The 22414-nt window shown below is 41.5% G+C and carries 20 protein-coding genes and 2 pseudogenes; 14 read left to right on the top strand and 8 right to left on the bottom strand.

Annotation, left to right across the window (positions count from 1 at the left end):
- Nucleotides 1–5 precede the first annotated feature (5 nt).
- From ACTRWI_RS15020 to ACTRWI_RS14995, 6 genes and pseudogenes are all read left to right on the top strand, one after another.
- Nucleotides 6–677 carry an SH3 domain-containing protein gene (locus tag ACTRWI_RS15020; RefSeq protein ID WP_499132490.1) on the top strand — a complete coding sequence of 224 codons (672 nt, stop codon included), beginning with the start codon at nt 6–8 and terminating at the stop codon, nt 675–677.
- A 584-nt stretch (nt 678–1261) separates the two neighbouring features.
- Nucleotides 1262–2002 (top strand): SDR family oxidoreductase, encoded by a 741-nt coding sequence (locus tag ACTRWI_RS15015; RefSeq protein WP_499132488.1) that lies wholly within the window; start codon nt 1262–1264, stop codon nt 2000–2002.
- Nucleotides 2003–2028: 26 nt separating this feature from the next.
- Nucleotides 2029–3240: an acetyl-CoA C-acetyltransferase gene (locus tag ACTRWI_RS15010; RefSeq protein ID WP_499132486.1), complete on the top strand. Its 1212-nt coding sequence runs from the start codon at nt 2029–2031 to the stop codon at nt 3238–3240.
- A 132-nt stretch (nt 3241–3372) separates the two neighbouring features.
- Nucleotides 3373–3720: a phasin family protein gene (locus ACTRWI_RS15005; protein WP_499132485.1), complete on the top strand. Its 348-nt coding sequence runs from the start codon at nt 3373–3375 to the stop codon at nt 3718–3720.
- A gap of 75 nt (nt 3721–3795) precedes the next feature.
- A complete protein-coding gene (gene phaC / locus ACTRWI_RS15000; protein WP_499132484.1) occupies nt 3796–5622 on the top strand; it encodes a class I poly(R)-hydroxyalkanoic acid synthase in 1827 nt (608 codons plus the stop codon).
- A 433-nt stretch (nt 5623–6055) separates the two neighbouring features.
- Nucleotides 6056–6293, top strand: a pseudogene (locus ACTRWI_RS14995) (IS3 family transposase); the annotation flags it as partial.
- A gap of 154 nt (nt 6294–6447) precedes the next feature.
- Here the strand turns inward: ACTRWI_RS14995 and ACTRWI_RS14990 are convergent.
- Nucleotides 6448–6774, bottom strand: coding sequence for a 4Fe-4S dicluster domain-containing protein (locus tag ACTRWI_RS14990; RefSeq protein WP_499132483.1), 327 nt, complete (start codon nt 6772–6774; stop codon nt 6448–6450).
- Between the two features lie 81 nt (nt 6775–6855).
- Between ACTRWI_RS14990 and narQ the strand changes: the two genes are divergently transcribed.
- Together narQ and ACTRWI_RS14980 are read left to right on the top strand one after the other, a co-directional pair.
- On the top strand, nt 6856–8640 hold the full coding sequence (narQ, locus tag ACTRWI_RS14985; RefSeq protein ID WP_499132481.1) for a nitrate/nitrite two-component system sensor histidine kinase NarQ: 1785 nt from the start codon (nt 6856–6858) through the stop codon (nt 8638–8640).
- A gap of 4 nt (nt 8641–8644) precedes the next feature.
- Nucleotides 8645–9259 carry a response regulator gene (locus ACTRWI_RS14980; RefSeq protein WP_499132513.1) on the top strand — a complete coding sequence of 205 codons (615 nt, stop codon included), beginning with the start codon at nt 8645–8647 and terminating at the stop codon, nt 9257–9259.
- A 157-nt stretch (nt 9260–9416) separates the two neighbouring features.
- On the opposite strand, the gene dcuC is transcribed toward ACTRWI_RS14980, so the two are convergent.
- Nucleotides 9417–10784: an anaerobic C4-dicarboxylate transporter DcuC gene (gene dcuC, locus ACTRWI_RS14975; RefSeq protein WP_499132480.1), complete on the bottom strand. Its 1368-nt coding sequence runs from the start codon at nt 10782–10784 to the stop codon at nt 9417–9419.
- 490 nt (nt 10785–11274) lie between these two features.
- On the opposite strand from dcuC, the pseudogene ACTRWI_RS14970 reads away from it, so the two are divergent.
- A pseudogene (locus tag ACTRWI_RS14970) lies at nt 11275–11558 on the top strand (helix-turn-helix domain-containing protein); the annotation flags it as partial.
- On the opposite strand, the gene ACTRWI_RS14965 reads toward ACTRWI_RS14970, so the two are convergent.
- The 3 genes from ACTRWI_RS14965 to ACTRWI_RS14955 all read right to left on the bottom strand — a co-directional run bounded on the left by ACTRWI_RS14965 (nt 11558) and on the right by ACTRWI_RS14955 (nt 14830).
- The gene (locus ACTRWI_RS14965) at nt 11558–11830 is read right to left on the bottom strand and encodes a putative quinol monooxygenase (RefSeq protein WP_499132478.1); all 273 of its coding nucleotides are present in this window, start codon (nt 11828–11830) and stop codon (nt 11558–11560) included. The pseudogene ACTRWI_RS14970 and the gene ACTRWI_RS14965 overlap by 1 nt on opposite strands.
- 191 nt (nt 11831–12021) lie before the next feature.
- Nucleotides 12022–13392, bottom strand: a complete 1371-nt coding sequence (locus tag ACTRWI_RS14960; RefSeq protein WP_499132476.1) for an endonuclease/exonuclease/phosphatase family protein — start codon at nt 13390–13392, stop codon at nt 12022–12024.
- Between the two features lie 280 nt (nt 13393–13672).
- Nucleotides 13673–14830 (bottom strand): acyl-CoA desaturase, encoded by a 1158-nt coding sequence (locus ACTRWI_RS14955; RefSeq protein ID WP_499132475.1) that lies wholly within the window; start codon nt 14828–14830, stop codon nt 13673–13675.
- A 152-nt stretch (nt 14831–14982) separates the two neighbouring features.
- Here ACTRWI_RS14955 and ACTRWI_RS14950 point away from each other — a divergent pair, with 152 nt between their 5' ends.
- Entirely contained in the window at nt 14983–15528 is a 546-nt protein-coding gene (locus tag ACTRWI_RS14950; protein ID WP_499132473.1) for a GNAT family N-acetyltransferase, read from the top strand.
- Between the two features lie 224 nt (nt 15529–15752).
- Here ACTRWI_RS14950 and ACTRWI_RS14945 read toward each other — a convergent pair whose 3' ends face one another.
- Nucleotides 15753–15941: a tyrosine-type recombinase/integrase gene (locus tag ACTRWI_RS14945; RefSeq protein ID WP_499132472.1), complete on the bottom strand. Its 189-nt coding sequence runs from the start codon at nt 15939–15941 to the stop codon at nt 15753–15755.
- 775 nt (nt 15942–16716) lie between these two features.
- Nucleotides 16717–18237, bottom strand: a complete 1521-nt coding sequence (locus ACTRWI_RS14940; protein WP_499132471.1) for an ISNCY family transposase — start codon at nt 18235–18237, stop codon at nt 16717–16719.
- Between the two features lie 411 nt (nt 18238–18648).
- On the opposite strand from ACTRWI_RS14940, the gene ACTRWI_RS14935 reads away from it, so the two are divergent.
- The 4 genes from ACTRWI_RS14935 (at nt 18649) to ACTRWI_RS14920 (ending at nt 21536) form a co-directional block, all read left to right on the top strand.
- Nucleotides 18649–19248, top strand: coding sequence for a glutathione S-transferase family protein (locus tag ACTRWI_RS14935; protein ID WP_499132470.1), 600 nt, complete (start codon nt 18649–18651; stop codon nt 19246–19248).
- A gap of 38 nt (nt 19249–19286) precedes the next feature.
- A complete protein-coding gene (locus ACTRWI_RS14930; protein WP_499132469.1) occupies nt 19287–19547 on the top strand; it encodes a hypothetical protein in 261 nt (86 codons plus the stop codon).
- 210 nt (nt 19548–19757) lie between these two features.
- Nucleotides 19758–20312, top strand: a complete 555-nt coding sequence (locus ACTRWI_RS14925; RefSeq protein WP_499132468.1) for a hypothetical protein — start codon at nt 19758–19760, stop codon at nt 20310–20312.
- Nucleotides 20313–20804: 492 nt separating this feature from the next.
- Complete coding sequence (locus tag ACTRWI_RS14920) at nt 20805–21536, top strand: class II glutamine amidotransferase (RefSeq protein WP_499132466.1); 732 nt, start codon at nt 20805–20807, stop codon at nt 21534–21536.
- A 592-nt stretch (nt 21537–22128) separates the two neighbouring features.
- Here ACTRWI_RS14920 and ACTRWI_RS14915 read toward each other — a convergent pair.
- The coding region (locus ACTRWI_RS14915) for a GGDEF domain-containing protein (protein ID WP_499132464.1) at nt 22129–22414 on the bottom strand (286 nt) is incomplete at its 5' end.

Below are 22414 nucleotides of genomic sequence, written 5' to 3'. Positions count from 1 at the left end.
ATTGAATGAAAAAAGCGCTGATCGTTTTACTTGTATTGTTAATCTTGGTTGGAGGAGGTGCTGCGTACTACTACTTCATTATTAAGAAAGATCCTAAGCCACCAGAAAAAGTCGAAGAGCCTGTTGTTGAAACTGTGGAGCCACCTAAATCTGCATTAAAGCCTGCTATTGAACTACGACCTGAACCAGAGCAAACAGAGTTTTATGTGTTAGATATAAAGCTAGAGGTGGTAGAACAGCCTGAGATTGATGGCTTGATAACGGGCTACCTCTACAAAGGGGAAAAGGTCGAAGTGCTCGAGAAGCAGGGAGATTGGGCACGTATTTCGGATTATATTGTTCTGAAAGAAGGCGGACCTCAGATTGCAGAATGGGTGGCGATGTCTGGTCTCTCGAATGATGAAGTGGTTATTTCTAATAAGGAAAACAAAGAGATATTAGATTCTTACTTAGTTAAGTCCGACGATCTTAAGTTGTACCAAGAGAAATTTCGCAATTCTGTCGCTAAGTTGATATCTGAAGGTGAGTGCGAACCAAGTGACTTTGAAGAGCTAGGTGGTTGGGTAAGATCTGTTCGGTATAGCGAGCGCGATGTTTACTTTATCTACTGCGGTGGCCTATCTCTTGAAAATAAAGTTTATCTTGATGTAAATAAAAATGAAATATTTACAGACTAAGAGACAACTATGTATTACTGTTGATAATATAAACTGTCAATAGACTATAAGTTATCAATTAATTATCAAAGCCCACTCTGTAATGGAGTGGGCTTTTTTATTATTGATAAAGTGAATATTCATTCATTTTACCCTTAAACTCATACATTTTACCCTTAAACTCATATTGATCGTCTTATAGAATAAATAATATAGATTTATTAATAATAAATAATTCTTTTACTAATGTTTTGGTCTTCAATAAATTCTATTTTTAATATTGCATTCTTATTGAAACAAGGTTCTGATTAGGTTTTTCTCTTTTTTTACAGTGACTTACCATTATTGCTGATATTGATGTAATTAAAAAGTTCATTTAAAATCAAAAGCTTGCGTGGATTTTACATGTGTTTAACATTTCACGTTTTTTGCGAGGTAAGTCAGAATTTTAGACATCAGTGTGAATTATTTTCTTTTTGTAATAATAATTTTTGATTTTGATATGTAGTGTTTACTTAAAGCAACGCGAAAGTTTAATTATCGAATAAGACATTATCTTATTAACATCATTGTTATTTAATTGCTTGTAAGGGATGGAACCATTAATGAAAAAACTTGCTTTAATTACAGGGTCAAAGGGTGGTATCGGGTCAGCAATATCTTCTAAGCTAGTCGCTGATGGGTATCGTGTGATAGCGACTTATTTTACTGGAAATTATCAGTGTGCTCTGGAGTGGTTCAACGAGAAACAATTTACTGAAGATCAAGTGAGATTGTTTGAGTTGGATGTCACCAACACAGAAGAGTGTGCATTGAGCTTGAGTAAGTTGTTACAGGAAGAGGGTACCGTTGACGTTCTCGTTAATAACGCTGGCATTACACGTGATTGCGTATTTAAAAAGATGAGTGCCGAAGCGTGGAAAGAGGTTATCGAAACGAACCTGAACAGCTTGTTTAATGTGACTCAACCTCTATTCGCTCCTATGTGTGAGAAAGGTAACTGTCGAGTTATCAATATCTCCTCAGTGAATGGCCTTAAAGGGCAATTCGGGCAAACCAACTACTCTGCTGCAAAAGCTGGGATGATTGGTTTCTCGAAAGCATTAGCAGCAGAAGGAGCACGCAGCGGCGTGACCGTTAATGTTATTGCTCCGGGTTACACCGCAACCCCAATGGTTGAACAAATCAAGCCGGAAGTACTGGATTCAATTAAGAACCAAATCCCAATGAAACGTTTAGCAACGCCTGTGGAAATTGCTGAAGCGGTTGGATTTCTAGCAAGCGATTCTGGTGCGTACATTACTGGCGAAACTTTGTCTGTAAATGGCGGTTTGTACATGCACTAATTGGTGAAATTGACAGGAATTGAATGATGGAAAAAGTATTTATAGTTGCGGCAAAACGCACGCCTATTGGTGCATTTACGGGTTCATTGAAAGACGTTACAGCCGGTGAATTGGCGGGTGTGGCGATCAAGGGAGCATTGGACTCGGTAGGGCTTCCTTTAGATGTGATTGATGAAGTGATTGTTGGCAATGTGATTTCTGCGGGTCAAGGTATGGGTGTTGCACGTCAGGCTTCTATCTATGCTGGGCTACCTGAAGAGACTCCAGCTTACGGCGTTAACATGATCTGCGGTAGTGGTATGAAATCAGTCATGGACGCTGCAGCGCATATTAAAGCCCAAGATGCAGAAATCGTGGTTGCTGCGGGCGTGGAGGTGATGTCTCAAATCCCTTTCGTGGTTCCGCCAAGTATTCGTAACGGTCACAAGATGGGTGACATTTCGATGAAAGATCTGCTCGTTGGCGATGGTCTGACGGATGCGTTCAATCATTACCACATGGGTGTGACAGCAGAGAACATTGCGAATGCATTGAATATCTCGCGTCTTACCCAAGACAACTACGCGCTAGAAAGCCAACAAAAAGCGGTAGCTGCGATTGAAGCGGGTAAGTTTGCTGAGCAAATTGTGCCTGTTGAAGTGAAACAGCGCAGACAGACCTTCACCTTTGATACCGATGAATATCCTAAAGCGGATGCAACGTTCGAAGGTTTGCAAAAGCTTCGTCCTGCATTCGACCGTGAAGGTACGGTAACTGCGGGCAACGCCTCGGGCATTAATGATGGCGCGAGTGCAATCATTTTGGCATCAGAGAGTGCTCTATCGAAATACGGTTTGACACCACTGGTCGAGCTTACAAGCTACGCACAGTCTGGATTAGACCCAAAGATCATGGGCTTAGGTCCAGTAGAGGCTGTGTCTAAAGCGCTAGATAAAGCTGATTTAACACTCGAACAAGTTGATCTGTTTGAATTAAACGAAGCGTTTGCGGCGCAAGCGCTTGGCGTGATGTATCAGCTTTCTGAGCAGCACGATCTGCCTCTAGACGCTTTTAAGTCAAAAGTGAATGTTAACGGCGGTGCGATTGCCCTAGGGCATCCTCTAGGTGCGTCGGGTAATCGAATCATTGTCTCACTCATCCACGAAATGCTTGAGCAAAAGATCAGTTATGGCGTTGCTTCACTCTGCGTCGGTGGGGGAATGGGAACCGCTGTTCTGCTTAAGGGTATTGAAGGTTAACGCTGGATGTATCGTTAGCAAGCTAAACAATTTATCGCTGCAGTCTACAAGGTGCGTTAACAAACCATCCTACCTTAGCTGAAACGATACAAGTACTAATTTACTAAACTATGTATTCATCAGGAGTTACTTATGTACACGGATATTTTCAAAACAATTACTGACCAAACTGAAAAGCAATATGAACCGTATTTTAAGTTCAACAAGTTAGTTGCAAAGAACGTTCAAACCATGACGGAATTGCAAATGAATGCGATGAAGACCTATACGGATATGGGTCTTGCTCAAATGAAAGCGGTAAGTGAAATTAAAGATGTGAACAGCCTTACTGCATTCAACAGCCAGCAGCTAGCAGCGTTAACTCAGCTGTCTCAACAGATGATGAGCGATAGCGCAAAGCTGCAAGCGGTAGCGAAAGAATTCAAAGAAGACGTTGAAACACTAACAACTGAAAACTTGAAAACAGTTACACCAGCATAAATTCAATCGCCATCGAGTTAGCGCAGAGTTTACTGTGAAGCTCGGTGGCGATTTTCCGATTATTGGAGTCATGTTATGTTTCAACACTTCTTTTCGGACTACCTTGTTAAACTTCAACAAACAAACCAGCAATGGTGGGACAACTTTGAACAAAACAAGGAAGCCGCGCAATCTCCCTTAAACCAAGCGATGCAAGAATTGAATTTTGATGATGCATCGAAAATCTTTGAGCAAGCCGCTAACCAACCCGCTGTACTACTTCAATTACAATCCCAATGGTGGGAGCAACAACTTAAGATCTGGCAAAATGCTGCATTGATGGGTAACACAGAGAGTGTCATTACTGAAGATCGCAGTGATAAACGCTTTATTGATGAAGCGTGGAAAAACGACCCATTTTATAGTTTTATCAAGCAATCCTATCTGTTGTTTAGCAAAAGCTATATCGACACCATAAACTCTATTGATGGTATTGATGAGAAAACCAAAGAGCGTGTTGCGTTCTTCTCACGTCAAGCGATCAACGCGCTATCTCCAAGCAACTTTATTGCGACAAACCCAGAGCTGATGAAACTGACGCTCGAGCGAAATGGTGAAAACCTGATCGATGGGCTTGAGCAATTACAGGCAGATGTTGAAGCAAGCGCTGATATCCTCAAGATTCGCATGACTAACAATAATGCTTTCCGCTTGGGAGTAGATGTTGCCAATACGGAAGGGGACGTTGTTTTTCAAAATGAATTGTTTGAATTGATTCAATACTACCCGAAAACGCCTCAAGTCAATGCTACGCCATTGCTGATCGTACCGCCGTTTATCAATAAGTATTACATTCTCGATCTTCGTAAGAAGAACTCGATGGTTCGCTGGTTGCTTGAACAAGGGCACAGTGTGTTCATGATTTCTTGGCGCAATCCTGGTGAAGCGCAGAAAGACTTAGAGTTTGGTGACTATGTGACTGAAGGTGTCGTGAAAGCAGCGACTGCAATTGAAGACATCACGGGTAAAGAGCAAATCAATGCGGCAGGTTACTGTATTGGCGGCACTGTACTCGCTTCAACGGTCGCTTACTATGCCGCTAAGCGTATGAAGAAACGCATTAAAACCGCTACCTTCTTTACGACTTTATTAGATTTCTCTCAGCCGGGAGAGGTGGGCGCCTATATCAATGAAACGATCATCAACGCCATAGAAAAACAGAACGATGCTAAAGGCTTTATGGATGGTAGGTCGTTGAGTGTGACGTTCAGTTTGCTACGTGAAAACAGCTTGTACTGGAACTACTACATTGATAATTACCTAAAAGGCAGCAGTCCAATGGAGTTCGACCTGCTCTATTGGAATAGTGATAGCACCAATGTAGCTGCTAAGTGTCACAAATTCCTGCTACGAGAGCTGTACCTTGAAAACAAACTGGTGCAAGACAAAGGCGTGAAAGTGGGCGGTGTTTGGATTGACCTGAATAAGATAAAAATACCTAGTTACTTCATCTCTACTAAGGAAGACCACATTGCACTTTGGCAGGGGACTTACCGCGGCGCACTGAACACGGGTGGTAACAAGACGTTTGTGCTCGGCGAGTCTGGACATATCGCAGGTATTGTTAACCATCCAGACAAACAAAAGTATGGATTTTGGCTTAACGACAATTTGGATGATTCTGCTGATGAGTGGCTATCAAATGCAACTCACAATGAAGGTTCTTGGTGGACACACTGGAATCAATGGCTACAGGGCTTTGAAGCGGGTGAAAGGGTTGAACCGTTCAATCAAGGTTCTGATCTGTATCCTGTGATTGGTAAGGCGCCCGGTAATTACGTAAAACAGGTCCTTCCAATTGTTGATAAAGCTAAGAGCGATACAGAAGTCACTGAGAAAGGCGCCCAACCAAACGACGCGTAGTGTTCGTATGGATACTTTACAACAATAAATTAGAACCACAGGTGATAAAAAAGCTACTGAACTGACCTCCAATAGTTGGACACCAATTATTGGAGGTCTTTTTACATCCAAATATAGCCGAGAGCTAAAATATATCATTGTTAAGCAATACTTAGATGGCACGTCATCTCTCTACTTAGCAAAGCAATATTCAATTTCTTCAAGACTGATACGATATTGGGCTCAAGTCTTTGCCATCCATGGTACTGATTCATTTTATCAACTCACTATGCGGCTACTTCTCAGACAAAACGAAAAGCATTGAATTTAATGTGGACGAATGAATGGTCTCTCACGCACACTAGCGCAGTATTAAAACTCAATCCCCTGGGATACTTTCAGTCTGGCTCAAACGAGCAAGCGCCCAAATAGCTGCGAACGTGAGCTGCGGTTGATAAAGTCAATTAATCATGAACATAAGGTGCGATACGGCTACCGCCGTATTCACTTGGAACTAAAAAAATCAGGGGGGCGTACTTAATCACAAAACGGTTCAAAGACTTATGGCTCAGCTGAACCTTAAATCGACGGTCAGAATTAAAAAGTATCGTTCATACCGAGGAGAGTCTGGAACAGCTGCTCCAAACGTGCTTGAAAGAGATTTTAGTGCGACTCAACCCGATGAAAAGTGGGCAAACTGCTACGCAGGCTCCACAACCTCTACACTAATCTAACTCGATTTTCGGTAGAGCAACGCCGCCTGCTCTAAGTTGAAACTGAATGGCCATAGGTTCACACATGTCTCCACAGCTTCGGTATTCAACGTTTTGTTGCGCGAGGCACTTATCAGAGATATGTGCTTTGGCTTAAAATGGATTCGGGACAAACACCTGCACATTGATAGCAGAACGTACATTCATCAATTGAGAAATCGACAGTGGGGAACCCACCATCACCGATAGTAATGATTTTAGTCTCACAACTCTCGATGCATTTTCCACAGCGAATACAGTCAGTTTCAAAGTTTTCTGGGTTTTTAATCCAAGGTAGACGAACACGACTTGAGTCAACTGTTTGTCGAAAAAATAGACAACGCTTCGATAGGTCTATCACTGAATACCCATAAATATTTCTAATATTATTAATGCATGCTTGGCGTTCATTAATATTCATTCATTATTCCTGGCAATTAGTGTGGTTTTAGCTCAAGAAATTGAGTAGCAATTGAGTCAATGCTGAATAGAGCTATAGCTTTTGATATGTGACAATATAGGGGTGTATATGAGCATTTTCATTAGAAAGGAGCTTTTGCGCATGAGACCAACCTCATCAGTTACGAGTACAATAGCAAAATATTTACTCTGGATATTGCTGTTGTTCGTTACTACTACAGGTTTTGCTATCTTTACTTTAGCTTCAAGCCTGAACGATGCAGAAGCCGTCAATGTGGCCGGTTCAATGCGTATGCAAAGTTATCGCTTGGCTCATGATATTCAAATAGAATCTATTTATTTCGGTTCCCACATCCGCGAGTTTGAAAATTCACTTTATTCGCCATCAATGACTAGGTTGGTGAGTTGGGATGTACCGACGGATATCACAGAAGACTATTACCTCATTATTGGCCGTTGGTATGAATTGAAACGCGTTCTGGATAGTGAAGACCGTAAACACTATCTTATGTTGGTTGAAAATTTCGTAACTGAGATCGACAGGTTTGTTTTTAAACTGCAAGAATTTTCAGAAGACAAATTGATTAAACTGGCCTGGGCTGGTGGCCTAGGTTTAGGCGGAATTCTCGTCATATCTCTTTTTGTTGTTCATTTTGTACGTAAACAGGTTGTCAAACCGCTACATGCTCTGGTTGGTGCGAGCCAAAGAATTAAAAACAGCGATTTCGAGGTAGAACTCAGGGTAACCAGTAACAACGAAATGGGCATTTTGACCAAAACATTCAACTCGATGGCCAAAGATTTAGGCGTGCTTTATCGAAACCTTGAAGATGTGGTGGATGCGAAGACGATTGAGCTGCAAAATGCTAACCAGTCGCTGCAGGCACTTTATAACTCGTCACAAGAGCTCACTGTTACGCGTATTGCTCCTGAAAACTTCCGAGCTATTTTGCAGCATATCGTGAGTTTGGAAGGGATTGAATCTCTGAGGCTCGAGATTGTCGATAACTCAGGCCGCTCATTGATAATGGATGAAGGTTACGATTCGAATTTTGACTACGAAAAGTTTGAAATGAAACTCGATGATAATGAACTCATTCTCGGCTATTTGTATTGTTCTTACCACCACGGGCACTCAACTAAAGCTCTGATCGAAAGCTTCATTCAACTACTATCGAGAGCGATCTACTACAATCGTGCTCAAAAGAAGGCTGAGCAGCTTATTATTATGGAAGAGCGTGCAACCATTGCCCGCGAGCTTCATGATTCGCTAGCTCAATCACTGTCGTATTTGAAAATCCAAGTGACCTTGTTGAAGCGCGTGATTGGCAAATTGCCAGAACAGCAACATCGAGAGCAATCTGAACAAATAGCGTCGGAAATCGGCAACGGTTTAGCAGATGCCTATACTCAATTACGAGAGTTGCTCACAACCTTTAGGTTGACGATAAAAGAGGGTAACTTTGGAGATGCTTTGAGCACTATGCTTGAAGAGCTCAGCGCAAGAACGGATGCAAAGGTTAAACTTAATAACAATCTTTCATCTATAGAACTTGATGCGCATAGTCAGGTTCACTTGCTTCAATTGGTTCGTGAAGCAACAATAAATGCAATAAAGCACGCCAATGCAGACTTGATAGATATATGCTGTATTGATGAGGGCGGTGAAGTATTAGTTGTGATAAAAGATAATGGCGATGGCTTTGACTCAAGTAGTTCCAAGGTGAACCACTACGGGATGAGCATTATGCAGGAGCGTGCGGCAAGACTGAATGGCGACTTGACGATTGAAGCGGCGCAAGGTGAAGGCTGTACAGTCATATTGAAGTATAAAAGTTTGAAGGAAGCTAAAGTTGACGATTTGTAAAGTAATGCTGGTTGATGATCATCCATTGATGCGCAGAGGTATAAACCAATTACTGAGCTTTGAAGGCGAATTCGAAGTGATTGCAGAAGCAAGTAATGGCACTGAAGCGGTTGCTCTTGCTCATGAAAAAGAACTTGATTTGATCTTACTTGATCTGAACATGAAGGGCATGTCTGGTCTAGATACATTGAAAGCGCTTCGTACTGATGGTTCTAGTGCTAACATCGTTATTCTAACGGTATCTGATAGCCCAGCAGATATTGAAGCTCTTGTAAAAGCGGGTGCTGATGGCTACTTATTGAAAGACACTGAGCCTGATGAGCTTATTGAGTTGCTTAAACAAGCACATGGTGGTGACAAGACATATAGTCGCGTGGTTGCTCGTTATTTAAGTGATGCCGCGAGTCGTAATGATATCTTTGACCAGTTAACTGAGCGCGAAATGCAGACCCTGCAAGAAGTGGCTAAAGGCTACCGCAATAAACAAATCGCTGATCATCTTTTTATTTCTGAATCGACAGTTAAGGTACATATGAAGAGCTTACTGAAAAAGTTGCAAGTGCCTTCTCGTACAGCAGCAACCGTTCTTTACCTAGAGCGTTACGGAGAAATGAAGTAGGGCTTGTGCCTGTAAGATAACACTATTTCAAGTCGAACAGTGTATTTCCCCTCGATGACTTTCATGATGTTGAGACAGTAGTATTTGAAAGGCGCTGACCTTATTAAGTTCAGCGCCTTTTGTTTGGGCATTATATATCTTTATAATTATTAACGGTTTAAGCAGCCATTGGTACTAGAACAAGTGTACCTAAGATAACTGTGATAAGGCCGCAGATGACTGGTATAGACGTACGTTTTACTACTTCAAATGGGCTTATTTTACCCATACCTGAAGTTGCTACCACTACACCAGATACTGGAGAGATGGTACGACCTAGGTTTGATGCTTGAAGCATTGGGATAATAAGGAAAGCTGGGTTGAGACCCAGCTTTGCAGCCAGTGAAGGCGCAAGCTCAACGAATGCATAGAAAGGAGCGTTACCAGAACCTGTTGCAATTGCCGCAGCAACCGTTAGGCCTGTGAGGATAAGCATTAGGGCGATGCCGCCAGCACCCGCTGATTCAGCAAGACCGATTAGGTTATCAATTGCACCGATAGACATTAGTCCTTGAGCAAATACGCCAGCCGCAACTAACAGCATTACAACGCCTTTAAATGCATCCGCCATTCCTTGGTAACAAGAATCTAGGTCTTCTAGCGTCTTTTCGCCGTCGAATTTCTTCACAACATAATCAACAAGGGCACCAACGAAAATTGAGCCAACTACGATAGTGTATATGTCTAACTTAAGACCTGGAATAGTACGGCCATTGAATAGGAAAACACCGATAATAGGTAGGAACGGAAGCGCCGCATAAAAAGCAGGCGCTGTTGTTTCAATATCAGAAACATCAACTTTTTCCATTTGCGTGTTTTCTTTCTTATCTAGGTACTTGTTCCAGAAAAAAGCTGCAGCTGCCATTACGATGATTGCGCAGATTGACACTGGTAGTACTGTTTGAACAGCAAATACATCTAAGTCTAGCCCTGATTTTTCTGCAGCGATAACCACGTCACCGGATGTTGGAGAAAGAATGATTGCTGCTGGAGATGCACATACTGCAACCGCTGCAGGACGAGAAATACCCATCGCTGTCATCATTGGGAATAGGGTAGCCATCAACAACACGCCAAGGCCAGTAGCAGAGCTCACCGCCAGAGACATCAGACACGCCACGATGTAAGCAGCAACAAGAAGTGCGTATGGAGATTTGATAACAGATAGTGGTTTGGAAAACTGTTTAACAACAACATTGTTTGCGCCTATGTGAGTCATATAAGACGCGAAACCACATAGAAGCATGATCTGCATACCTAGACCGCCACCACGGTATTGAAGCATGTACTTAACGAATTCTAATGAATCGGTAACCATGTTACCTGTTGAAGCTATCTTAACGGGTAAGACTGTGTGGCCAATAAGGCCAGTAATGAGAAGAAGAGCAAGGCCGGCAGTTAACAAAACCCCGGCTGCTTTATAGCCTTTTACAATAAAGTAACCTACAGCGATGGTAACCACTAGTCCGATCAAGAGTTCTAACATCGAAATCTCCACAAAGTTTAAAAAATACAAGAAACTTTTCAGAATATGACAATGAATGTACAGAAAACTGTACTATGGCACGAGGCATAGTTGAGGTTGATATGATCTAAGACAAACATTTTGTTCGATGTTAATTCTGGTTGTAAATCATGAATAACTGATGTTGTTTAGATGTTAATAAATAAATATTATCGATCGCTAAAATATTACTTGGATCACCGTTGTGTAGTTTTGCTGCATATGGTGACTCTCATTTATAAAGAATTTGGATTTACAAGTTGTGCTGCGTAATTAATGAGAAAGGTGCATTTTTGACATTGAGTTGATTGAGAAAGCTCAACGTCAGAAATGGGGCTGCAAGGATTGTTTAGTTAGAGAGTGATGATATCTAATTGATGTTCAACTCAGGTTCGGAATTAGAATAGGCTAGCAGGTCAGCACACATTACTTGTGTGATTCATAGACATCCTTTCAACGATATTGGGTGTCTATGGACAGAGAAATCCAACAAAGACTACAGTGGGTAAAATGTATGAGAAGTGTGGTGACGCAGGTCTCGTATGTCGACGCTGTGGTATTTCCAGAACAACATTACGCAAGTGGGCTAAGCGATATAAGCAGTGTGGAATTGCTGGTCTGGAAAGCCAGAGCAGACGCCCTCATTCATCTCCAGATACCAAAATCACTGATGAGCTAAGAGCATTGACTCTTACGATGTGTGAGAATCGTAATTTAGGGGCGAGGCGTTTACAAACGGAATTAATCCGACTTCACTAAATACACCTAAATGAATCGATACATCCCTCAGTCGTCGCAACGTAGTCTGAGATATGCTGACTTTCTAGATGCTTTTCGAGCAGAGTTTCCGACTCCCGATCCTCATGAAACACAAAGTGCGCCCGGTTGTTATTGCCTTGATGGAGGTCGTAGTTGATACAGCCTTCTGCAGCACGTGTTTTATCGTTCAGTTTGAGCATCTCTGATTTTACAAACTCAACCTTCTCTTGTTTACAGACTATTGTTGCAATAATGGTTAGCGCAGTCATTGTGAGTTCCAGGGGCAATAAATCTATTGGTCCCGTTAATATAAGTATCTATGAATCATAGAAAAAGAGTCGAGGGATCAAATGACTATGGTTATTGGTATCCATAATCACTTTAGTGATGACTAGACTATTGGTGAGTTACGCCCATAAAAATGCCCGACAATAAGTCGGGCATCTTAAAAGTAAAAGAATTAGTTACTGAAATCAGCCTTTACCCAGATCATTCGGTGATCAGAGGATACGTCCTTGCCGTTACCATAGTTACCAATTCGTGAGTCATTGAATAGCTTGCGTCCTTCTTCATACGAAGCTGCCCAGTAAACACCGGATTCAACAATGTTGAGTGTTGCTGAAGGCAGTACGTAATCAACCGCAAGACCAAATGTCGATGTAATTCGGTTTGGTTTTGGGTGAGACGATGATTTATCCACCGCATGTTCTGCCGCACCATAACTGGTCGGGTACAAATCTCCGTTCGTTACTTGTTGATTAACTAAAGAATCATTGTGCAAGCTTTGCATCACAGAGCTGATGCCGTCGCCATCGACTGGATCTAGGTTTTGGTCACCCATCATAACAAAGTGTTTACCTTGTTCTAGTCCACCAGTTTTTCCTGAATCATCATAGATGTATGACTTGTTTTGGATGTATTGGTGCCAGAACTCGACTTCTGCTGCGTTTTGCTCGATGTTCTTACCTACGTCAAAAGCCGGCGGAGTAGGGTGTGACATCAGTAAGTGAACGGTTTCTGTACCATCTTTGGTAGGGATTAGGATTGGTGCATCAACGTGGTTCTTTGAAGATAAACGAACTTCTTCCCACTCTTCAGCTGAATACCATTCATTGCCGCATACCATACCGGTTGGGAAATTACTAGGATCATCGCAAACAGTGATTGTTGGGATAGTGGCACCTTCGAGATCTTTCCATTTAAATTCTTGGAATGTGCGAGTGTTTGCCGTGTCGATTTCATATTTAGACATCAAAGCAAAAGCGTATTGGCCGTGATATAAGCCAAAGCCCCACGCATCTCCAGGTAATGTGCCCGGGTTGCCGTCGTTGTCTAAGTCAAAGCCAAAGTCATTCAATAAGCCTGTGTTGGTAGAGTAACTTTCAAAGTAAGGGTATGAAATTGGCTCTAGGTTCGCGTCACCGCCCGCACCGTCAATGCTTTGAGCAACAGAAAGGTAGTTTTTCTGGAAGCCTTCTAGTGCTGACTTATCCGTTCCAGTACCGTCATTGTTAAATTCAGCCATCATAAGAACATCAGGTCGATTCTTTTGAATCACGGCTGCTACATTGCGGATTTGAATCACTTTTGCCGCCGTCTCTTTGTCAGCCGTACTAATTGTGTTGTTCAGATAATCAGATACGAGCACTGCTTGAACGCTTGGTTCAATCTGCATCTCCGTGACAAGATCTTGGAAGGTAGCACGATCAAAAGACAGGTTATAAGTAGCGATCTTTACTTCTTCAGGTTGCACGTAAGCGGTATCGCTGCTGCAACCAATCAAAAGCGCAGAAGAGATGGCAAACGCGATAGATGTTTTTAACAATTTCATAAAATGGATCCGCTAGTTGCTTGAAAGAGTTTTTGGACGCGCATAGTATTAGATGAAGGTTAACTTGTAAGTGATATTGATCACGCGAAGTGTTGCGGTAATACAAGGGATTGCATCAAAAATGTGACAAATGGAACCAGTGTTTATGATTTGAAGAAAAGCTTTAAATTCATGTGTTTAATTAGAGCTGTAAATTAAAAAAGCCCTCATGTTTTTCATGAGGGTTTTTGCATAATAAGTAAACAGTGTTGTTATTGGTGTGTTAAGGTGCTGCTTTACTTTAAGCGTATTGCTCTACTGTCATCGCCCAATTTTTCTTTTGCTGTTCAAAGTTCATCTTGATCTGTTGGTAACGTACTTTAAGTAGTGAGTGCTCGTATTTCTTAACGACATCGTCACGTTTACTTTCTAGCAGCTGCTTTTTAACGGCGTAGTACTCGTTCATATTGGAGACGAGAGAATCAAACTCTGCCTGCAGTTTTTCAGCAATCTGAATGTTATCGGCACGATGCATAATTTTCTGCTGCGTGCGCTTCAATAACATTGCAGCTTCAGCCTTTTCAATACGTGCTTGTGGTGTTTTCTTAAGATTACTGGCAAGACCCATCAATGAAGCGCTTTTAATTAACCATTTCGTTGGATCATATTGCCACCAGTAAATGCCGTTACGGTAGTCGTTCTCAAAGATATGGTGGAAGTTGTGGTAGCCTTCACCAAAAGTAAGTATGGCAAGTACACCATTATCACGTGCTGTGTTCTTGTCGGTAAATGGTTGGCTACCCCAGATGTGTGCAAGAGAGTTTATGAAGAATGTGGTGTGGTGGTTAAGTACCAAACGAACCGCACCTATGATTAACAGCATGCCAATCACATCACCATAGATAAGGCCTAGTGCGATCGGCACGCCAAAGTTCATGATAAGCGCCAGGAGAATGTAATGTTTGTGCTGCCACATTACGATCTTGTCTTTCTTCAAGTCACGACAGTTCTCGTGATCTTTATATATAGACGTGTTGTAGTTGCGAATCATCCAGCCGATGTGCGAGTACCAAAAACCACGTTTTGCAGAGTATGGATCTTTGTCGTTGTTATCGACATGCTTGTGGTGAACACGGTGGTCTGAAGACCAGTGAAGAGCGCTGTTTTGTAGGGCAAAGGCACCACCTAAAGCAAATAGGAATCTTAGGCTCGAATGTGCTTCAAATGCTTTGTGTGACCATAAGCGGTGATAGCCAGTCGTGATAGAGAGGTTACAGAAGCTAAAACAGACCGCTAGCCATACCCAGTGCTCCATTCCATAGCCAAAAAAGTAGCCATAAACAGGAGCCGCAACAACAGCAAGCAGCATACTAAAAGAGAATATAAAAATATTGAGCCAGATTAACGGCGGCTTTTTTGTTGATGGTTTGTCGGCACTAGTCATTAGCAATTTTTCCATTGAGCTTACATCTGTGCGCTAGAATATCAGCGTACACGTGTAAGTCAATATTGAAAGTGTAAACGTGTATTAGTATGTTTTGCTTAAATATTGTATAAAGGTAGTGTGAAATGTAGTAGCAAGTCATAGATGGAAGTACTAAGGGCTAATAAATGGAAGTTAGAATAGCTGAATATAAAGATTATGAGCGGATTGCCCAATTACATGCGGATAGCTGGAAGCTATATTACCGTGGTATTCTTGCTGATGATTACCTAGAACATGAGGTATTGGAGGACAGATCTGTTATTTGGCAGACTCGTTTGATTAATCCACCTTTTAACCAACATGTTCTATTGCTCGAGGAAGGCGGTTTACTGGTTGGTTTTGTCTGTGCTTTTGGCAATCATAATTTTGAACGGGGTACGTTCATTGATGCATTGCATGTAGACAGTAATTATCGTGGACGTGGCCTAGGTAAACGTTTGTTGTCTGAATTGTCCCAACGCTTACAACAATACTATTCTGATTCCGGGCTTTATCTAGAGGTGATGTCGGAAAACCATCAAGCTATAGCGTTTTATGAAGCGATTGGCGGTAAACAAGAACTGGAACAGGTGTGGAATGCGCCGTGCGGAAGTAAAGTAAATGAGAAAGTGATCTCTTGGCCTTCTCCACTCTACCTTGAGGAGAAAACGAAAAACATCGTCTGTTCTTGATTTTCGATATTAGGCTTTGTCCGATATGGCGTCATTATGCGACTGAGAATACAAATAAAGCCCGAGTTTTATCGATATTGATGCTATGTTATTGTAGGTGATTGATTTTATTGGGCTTTTCTGTTGTTGGGGACGCATAAAAGATGAGGGAAGCCGACTAAATCAGACTATAACCGAGATTTGCCGCCACTAATTTTCTAGTGGATTTAGTTCAACAGCTTGTATTAAGTGCTCTGGTGCTCTGGTGCGAAGTGCGAATAAGCCATAGTTTTCCCTTTTTTCTGGTGACCTAAAATACGCTGTAACACCAAAATATCGCCACCATTCATCATAAAGTGGCTATCAAAGGTATGTCGAAAAACGTGAGTGGCTTGTCCTGCGGGTACATGTTTTGGTAGTGTTCGTTCATCCAAGCCATTTGGTAATTGACATTGAATATGGCGTGACCACTTACGGAGTTGCTTAATACCTCTTTATACAGAGTAGGGGAAATAGTAACGGATCGATTCTTCTTACCTTTCGTTTCAGTGAAGGTCAGCTTGTTATTTGAGAATGTTTGAGTGAAAGAGCCTCTCCTAAACGGCATCCAGTAGCCAAACAGATTTTAACGACAACATGAATCTGTTTGGCTGGGAGGCTGCCATCGGCAGCTAAAGTACTAAGAACGGTAGGTATTTGCTCTTTTGTTAAGTAGCTAAGTTCTTTCTCTGCAATTTTGGCGAGTTAAATATCCGCTAAAGAGTTCGGTAATTTCCATACATCGTACTTGATTCGTCGGTTAAACATTGAACGTAAGGTTTTTTGTTCGATGTTGTGAGTAGATGATGAGATGCTGCATTCGGGTGGTTACGATGATAGCTCACACGATAGGCCAAATAGTCTTTTTTCGTGAATAGATGTGCTATTGGGTTATTGAGCATGGCGATCGTTTTAGCCACAAGTTTATATGAGTTCTGACCCGTCTTCACCTCATTCATCGTGAAGTGTTCAAATGCTGAGCAATGTTTTAAGTTGAGGTCGAGGAACATCGTACTTTCAGCGTAATAGAAATGAGTAGAGTTCTAGCTCGTTTTAAAGATAAGAACCACCTTTGTTGGCCTTATGTCATTACTGAGGGAACATGACGGGATAAGTACCAACCGATTCTGTCATGCCTTTATATTCTAGTATTCATATCGTTCAACTGCCTCACACATCGATACTCATTGATTGGGATTGCTTGATCCTCATCTCTCGTGTATTAAGCTTTTCTCTTTTCCAGATAGTCTGGATGGTACTGATACTCACGGTAATGTTTTCTTGTTTGAGTAGTTTCATCACTTGTATCGACGTATTATGCGGGTTGAGCAACGTCAACTCGATAATCCTATCTTCGGTGCTCTCTGGGGTTGCGTTTTTACTGCGCTTCAGTGGTTTATTAATCCGTTTGAGGCCAAGTGGCCCTTCCTCTTCCATTATTTGCTGATAGGTATATAAGGTTTGGCGTGAGCAACCTAAGATACGAGCGGCTTTAGAGACACTACCAAGCTCTGCAACCAACTCCAGAGCCTCTATTTTACGTTGTACCTCTTTGCCGTATTCGTTGCATTTACGTGGCTCTACTAACTCAGTGATGTCTAATCTTCGATGACCGAAGTAAGCAGAGAAGGTACCATCGAACTGACATCGTATTTCTACTTTTTGGTTCTCTATGGAGTAACGTACTGGCGAGTCGATAACGTACATTTTGCTATCAAAGCTAAACGTGTGGTCACGTCGTATCGTTCGATACTCTTTCTGTACGCAGATGCTGTTAAGGTCTAGGTCAGGTGGCAACGACTTGAACGCAGAGCTCGATTTAGTCGCCTGAACCATCACATTATTCACCCAGTATTTGGGGATAAACTCCTCTTGCAAGTATCGGTTTGCGCTCTCCATGTCAGCGATGTTATTGAGGCGCAGTTCGGGGACAAGGCGGTCTTGGAAGGTGTCGAAGGCTCGTTCGATTCGTCCCTTCCCTTGAGGTGAGTTGGCGAAGATAATTTCGATACCGAGTTCATCACAAGCTCGCTGCATTTGCGAGAAGTTGCTGCGTTTCGGCCCACCAAAGATGCCTGCTCGATCCACGTAGAGAGTTTTGAATATGCCTCGCTTTTCAATATAAGCTCGCATCACCTTCATACAGCCTTCGGTGGTCTCTGAAGGGAAGAACTGCGCATGAATATCACTAGTAGCGTCATCAATGATGGCAATCAAGCAAGACTTCTCATCACCAAACCAGCGATGAGGGCTGCCATCCATTTGCAGCATAAGCCCAGGCAACGGCATACGCTCTCGATACTTCCTTACTCGACTTCTACGGCGTTTAGAACGCTTCACATGGTGAATGTCATGAGCCCAAGAACGCAACGTTTCACGCTTAATCGACAGTCCTTCATTTTTGCTCAAAAGCTCCGAGAGATGTTGAAGATTAAAGTCGTAGTACTTGGTTTGAATGAGGGCTTGAACCTCCTTCTTGAGTGACTCAGGGATTTTATTGATGGGAGCACGACCAGTGTTACCATGAACCACGAACCGAATGCCTTCCTTGCGATAGCGACTCAAGTAACGTTCAACGGTTCTTCGTGATTTTTGCAGTAATTGCGTAGCACTATTGATAGTAATTTTGCCATCAATGACTTTGCTAATGATATCGACAGTAAACTGTGATTTTGAATCCATATAGAACATCCTTAGCACCCTTTAAAGCTCATTTGATTACTTTAAAAAGTACGCTAAATCAGTCCCGACATTTTCCCTCGGTAGTTAGTGTAATGACAAAGTCGCTTGGTAATTAAGGTACGACAGAATCGCTTGGTGATCACACACCTTTGTTGGCCTTACTAAACTCAAAAATGCCCAAAACCTTGTTAGATCAAATACTCTACTCATTTTTGGGGCGTGCGTTTGACCTACTAAAACTTATCCGATTAACTTGATAACTTAGCATTCCCGTTTTAGGCGACATCTTGCAGCCTAATTTCCCTTCATGTTGCATAACTTATTGATTATCAGTTGAGTCAGTATAAAAAGGTTGCATTATTGAAGGATGAAAGACGACAATTTATCGTCTAATAAGCGTTATGCTTTTCGGGAGGATGTATGGAAGTTTCGCTCTATAGCGCAAAAGGCTCGAATAGTTCTGAAAGGGTGGAATGGGTACTCAATTTTAAGGGTATACGTTACGATAGAATTGAGATCAGCTCTGACGAACTAACGACAACATACCTAGATATAAATCCTTTTGGCTATGTCCCATCTCTTTGTGCTGATGGCTCGGTATTTTCTGAATCAATGGCAATTATTGAGTATTTGGAAGAACGCTTTCCTAATCCAAGCTTATTTGGCAAATGCCTCAATGAAAAAACTCACATCCGCAGAGTTTGTGAGTATGTGAACTCCAGTATTCACTCTCCCCAAAACAGAACAGTATTAAGGTTTATGCGTCCAGAGTTAGATGAGAGTTCAAAGCGAGGACTTCGTGGGGATTGGATTATGCGTTGCTTAGAAAAGTTAAGTATATCGATCTGTCGTGAGTCAGGATTTGCAGTAGGTAACGACTTTAGCGTAGCCGATATATTTGTGGCTTCAATCTACAAAAAAGCGTTGCAACATGGTTGTGCGAGAAACGGCTTTTACGACAAGCATTTGATGTACATTAGGGCAAATGACATTGTTGTGGTTTCAGAACCACAAGCATAACGTTTAAGGTTTCAAAGGTATGAGTGAAGAAGAACAATATGTTGAGTGTTGTACTCACGGAAAGCACCAGGCTACGTCTGTATGTCGTAGAAAGTCTTCGCGACGGAAAGCCGAGAGGGTTTTGGTCGGCAGAGTCGGAGTCTGGTAATGAACGCCCGGATTCTTGGTGCAATGCTTGTGAAGACAAGGTAAATAGCGATTGTGGTGACTGGAATGATGAATCTGAAGCGTTTGCTGGCGTAACACTACTATGCGGTTCTTGCTATGACCGTGCAAAAGAAATGAACGTTAATAACTAGTTACATTACAAGAACCTTATAACAACAATAAATTTAAGCAGATTCGCAGTGCTTGGCACTTTCGGTTTGAATCAGCTTTAGTGTTTACAGAACAATGCTTTAGGTAATAGGCTGCGTTGCTCACTACTTAATTTGGCGTTATAAATACCATCTACTTTTGAGTCTGGTGGTTCTTGGAAGCATACATATTCGAATGTGAGGAAGAGTACATTGAAGTTTTGGTTTGTAGGCGAAGCTATATGTTTGGTCTTTTATATCTACGTTTTTTCAGAGATTAACTATGATGTAACCCATAATTTTCTTTACTCTGCTGAAGTAATGCTTGTATCTGCAGTCATTGTCTATTTAATGTTTACTGTGAAATTTATTAGGATACAGTCTCGAAATCAGTCTCCGGTTGAAAGCAGTACATTAAAACAATATGGGCCTAAGAAAAACCGTTGGTATGAAAAATACTCGAAGTCAACAGTTGCTTTCTTATTATGGGTAGTAACAACTTTCTTACTTTCGGCGATTGATCAAAGTATTGAGCTTGATAAAAGAGTGACTACTGGGCTAGGCATACTTGAGTCAAAGTCAACGACTATTGGAAGATCTCGGGCAGCGTTAGTAGTGGTTTCTGATGACGGGAAAAGCATAACTTGTCGGGGATATTACAACCACATTATTGAGAAAAATCTGCCCGCTACAGTTAGCCTTATATATTCTAAGACACTAATTGGCTTCGAGAAGATCAACTGCCAACTACATTTAGACAAAGAGTAATTCTCTGTGTTGTGAGAATTTAAGCGGGATGCTTGTATGATCTGCTCCAGCAATACTGGACAACTCACTAAGTCATTTTTCAATACGAAAACTTAACCGTGTAAAGCTAAATTAGTACATGACTGAACAAAGAAATGTGCAAGAACTTCTCAGGCTGAATTTTCACTCGTTGAGTTTTTAACCGTTAGCAGTAGAAAGATTATCATTGATTGATGATTAGATAGGGTTTAACGTAAATCCAATGTAACAATACTGACTTTTCAGAACTAAGATTGTCATACCTGTAATTATTTATTGCATGCTAAATTAGCAAAGTCGAACTTTGTTATGTGCAAGGTTGTAATTGACCGAACTTAAAAGTTTCACTCTGAAAACTAGTTTCGTTTTAGGCGTGGGGGCTCCGAGCACCTCTACGATGTTCAATTTAATGATAACTTTAATAGAGAGGTTTTAATGTGTCGTTGGCTAGCTTACCAGGGAGTACCTATTTATTTGGATGAAGTTATTTATGAACCTACTCACTCACTCATCATTCAGAGTCAAGAGGCTCGAAAAGGGGCTACTCGAGTTAACGCCGATGGATTCGGTGTGGGGTGGTACACACAACGTGATACTCCCGGTCAATATCGAGAAGTGTTACCTGCATGGGGGGATGATAACCTTCGTTCTCTAACACATCATATATCTTCTCATCGATTTATGGCTCATATTCGCTCCTCAACGGGTTCAGTTGTATCGCGTTCAAACTGTCATCCTTTTGTCTTAGACAATTGGATGTTTATGCATAATGGGCAGATCGCTGAATTCGAGAAGTTACGATTCCATCTTGAACGCTTGTTACCTGAGTCCCTTTTTAATTACCGACAGGGTACTACTGATAGTGAACTAATTTTTCTCCTTATGGTTAAGAATGGTTTGTTTAGCGATGCAGATGTAGCGATTATCGCTACTATTAAAGAAATCGAAATGGTGAAAAAGAGCAAATCTATTCTGTCACCATTTAAGGCATCTATTTGTTTGTCAGATGGTAAGCAATTTTGGGTAGTACGCTACTCTAGTGACAATGAGCCACCGACGATCTATATTAAAGCTGAAGGCTTAAACGTAAGCATTGCATCTGAACCCCTCGAAAAAAATACTGAGTGGAAACTCCTAAAACCACAAACGATTACTTGTGTCCATGGTACCAACTTGACCACAGCTCAAATACAACTAGATATCTAACCTTAATTATCAATGGTGAGCACTTCGTATGCTAATTCTTCATATCTCTAGTTATTTATTTTTTGCTAATGTTCGATTTTGCGAACATGATTTTCAAATGTTTGTAACTGGCAAAAGACAAATGAATCCTTTTATCAGGCCTCATATTAACTATCCTAATTGATGTTAGAGCACATCAAATATAGAGTGGTTAGATGGGCAATGAAATTATCGCCACCTTGTCGCCATATCTCAGTTGATTTTTTGTAAATCATTGTTTTATAATTGTTTTTTACCCTTCGATAAAGCCCCGAGCTCTATAGATGCTTAGGGCTTTTTCGTTCGTCCTGTAATGAGATGGCATTAAGCTTCTAGCTAATCAGGCCAAAAGATTTGATTCCGTCCATTTTTCTTTGAAATATAGAGTGCTTGGTCTGCGTCATCAATGAGTTGCTCGACGGAACCTAGAGCTTGAAAAGCATGTTTGACACCAATTGAATTGAATCTTTAGTACTACCTTGAACTAGTATCAGAAATTCCTCGCAACCATATCGAAAACAGTTACTTTCTAGTGGCAGTCTTTTCTGAATCCCAATGGCCAACTCTTTAATAACTAAATCGCCATTTGGTGGCCGTAGATATCGTTGATCGCTTTGAAATGGTCAATGTCGATCATAATCAATGTGATCGATTGTTTGCGGTTAATGCTTGGTCCAATAACCTGATGAAAGTAAAGTCGGTTGTAGCAGCCAGTAAGCGCGTCTTTATAAGATAGTGCTTCAAACATATTCGATTGTTTACGTAATTGTATCGCTTGTTTACGAAGTTGTTCAGACTGTGCGAAGCGTTTATGTACTTCTAAGTCACGCCGAATACAGGCTGCAGAAATCAAGACATAG

It is taken from the genome of Pseudoalteromonas sp. G5_S1_14_S5 (assembly GCF_054968605.1).
This window is presented reverse-complemented; position numbering and strand designations above follow the sequence as displayed.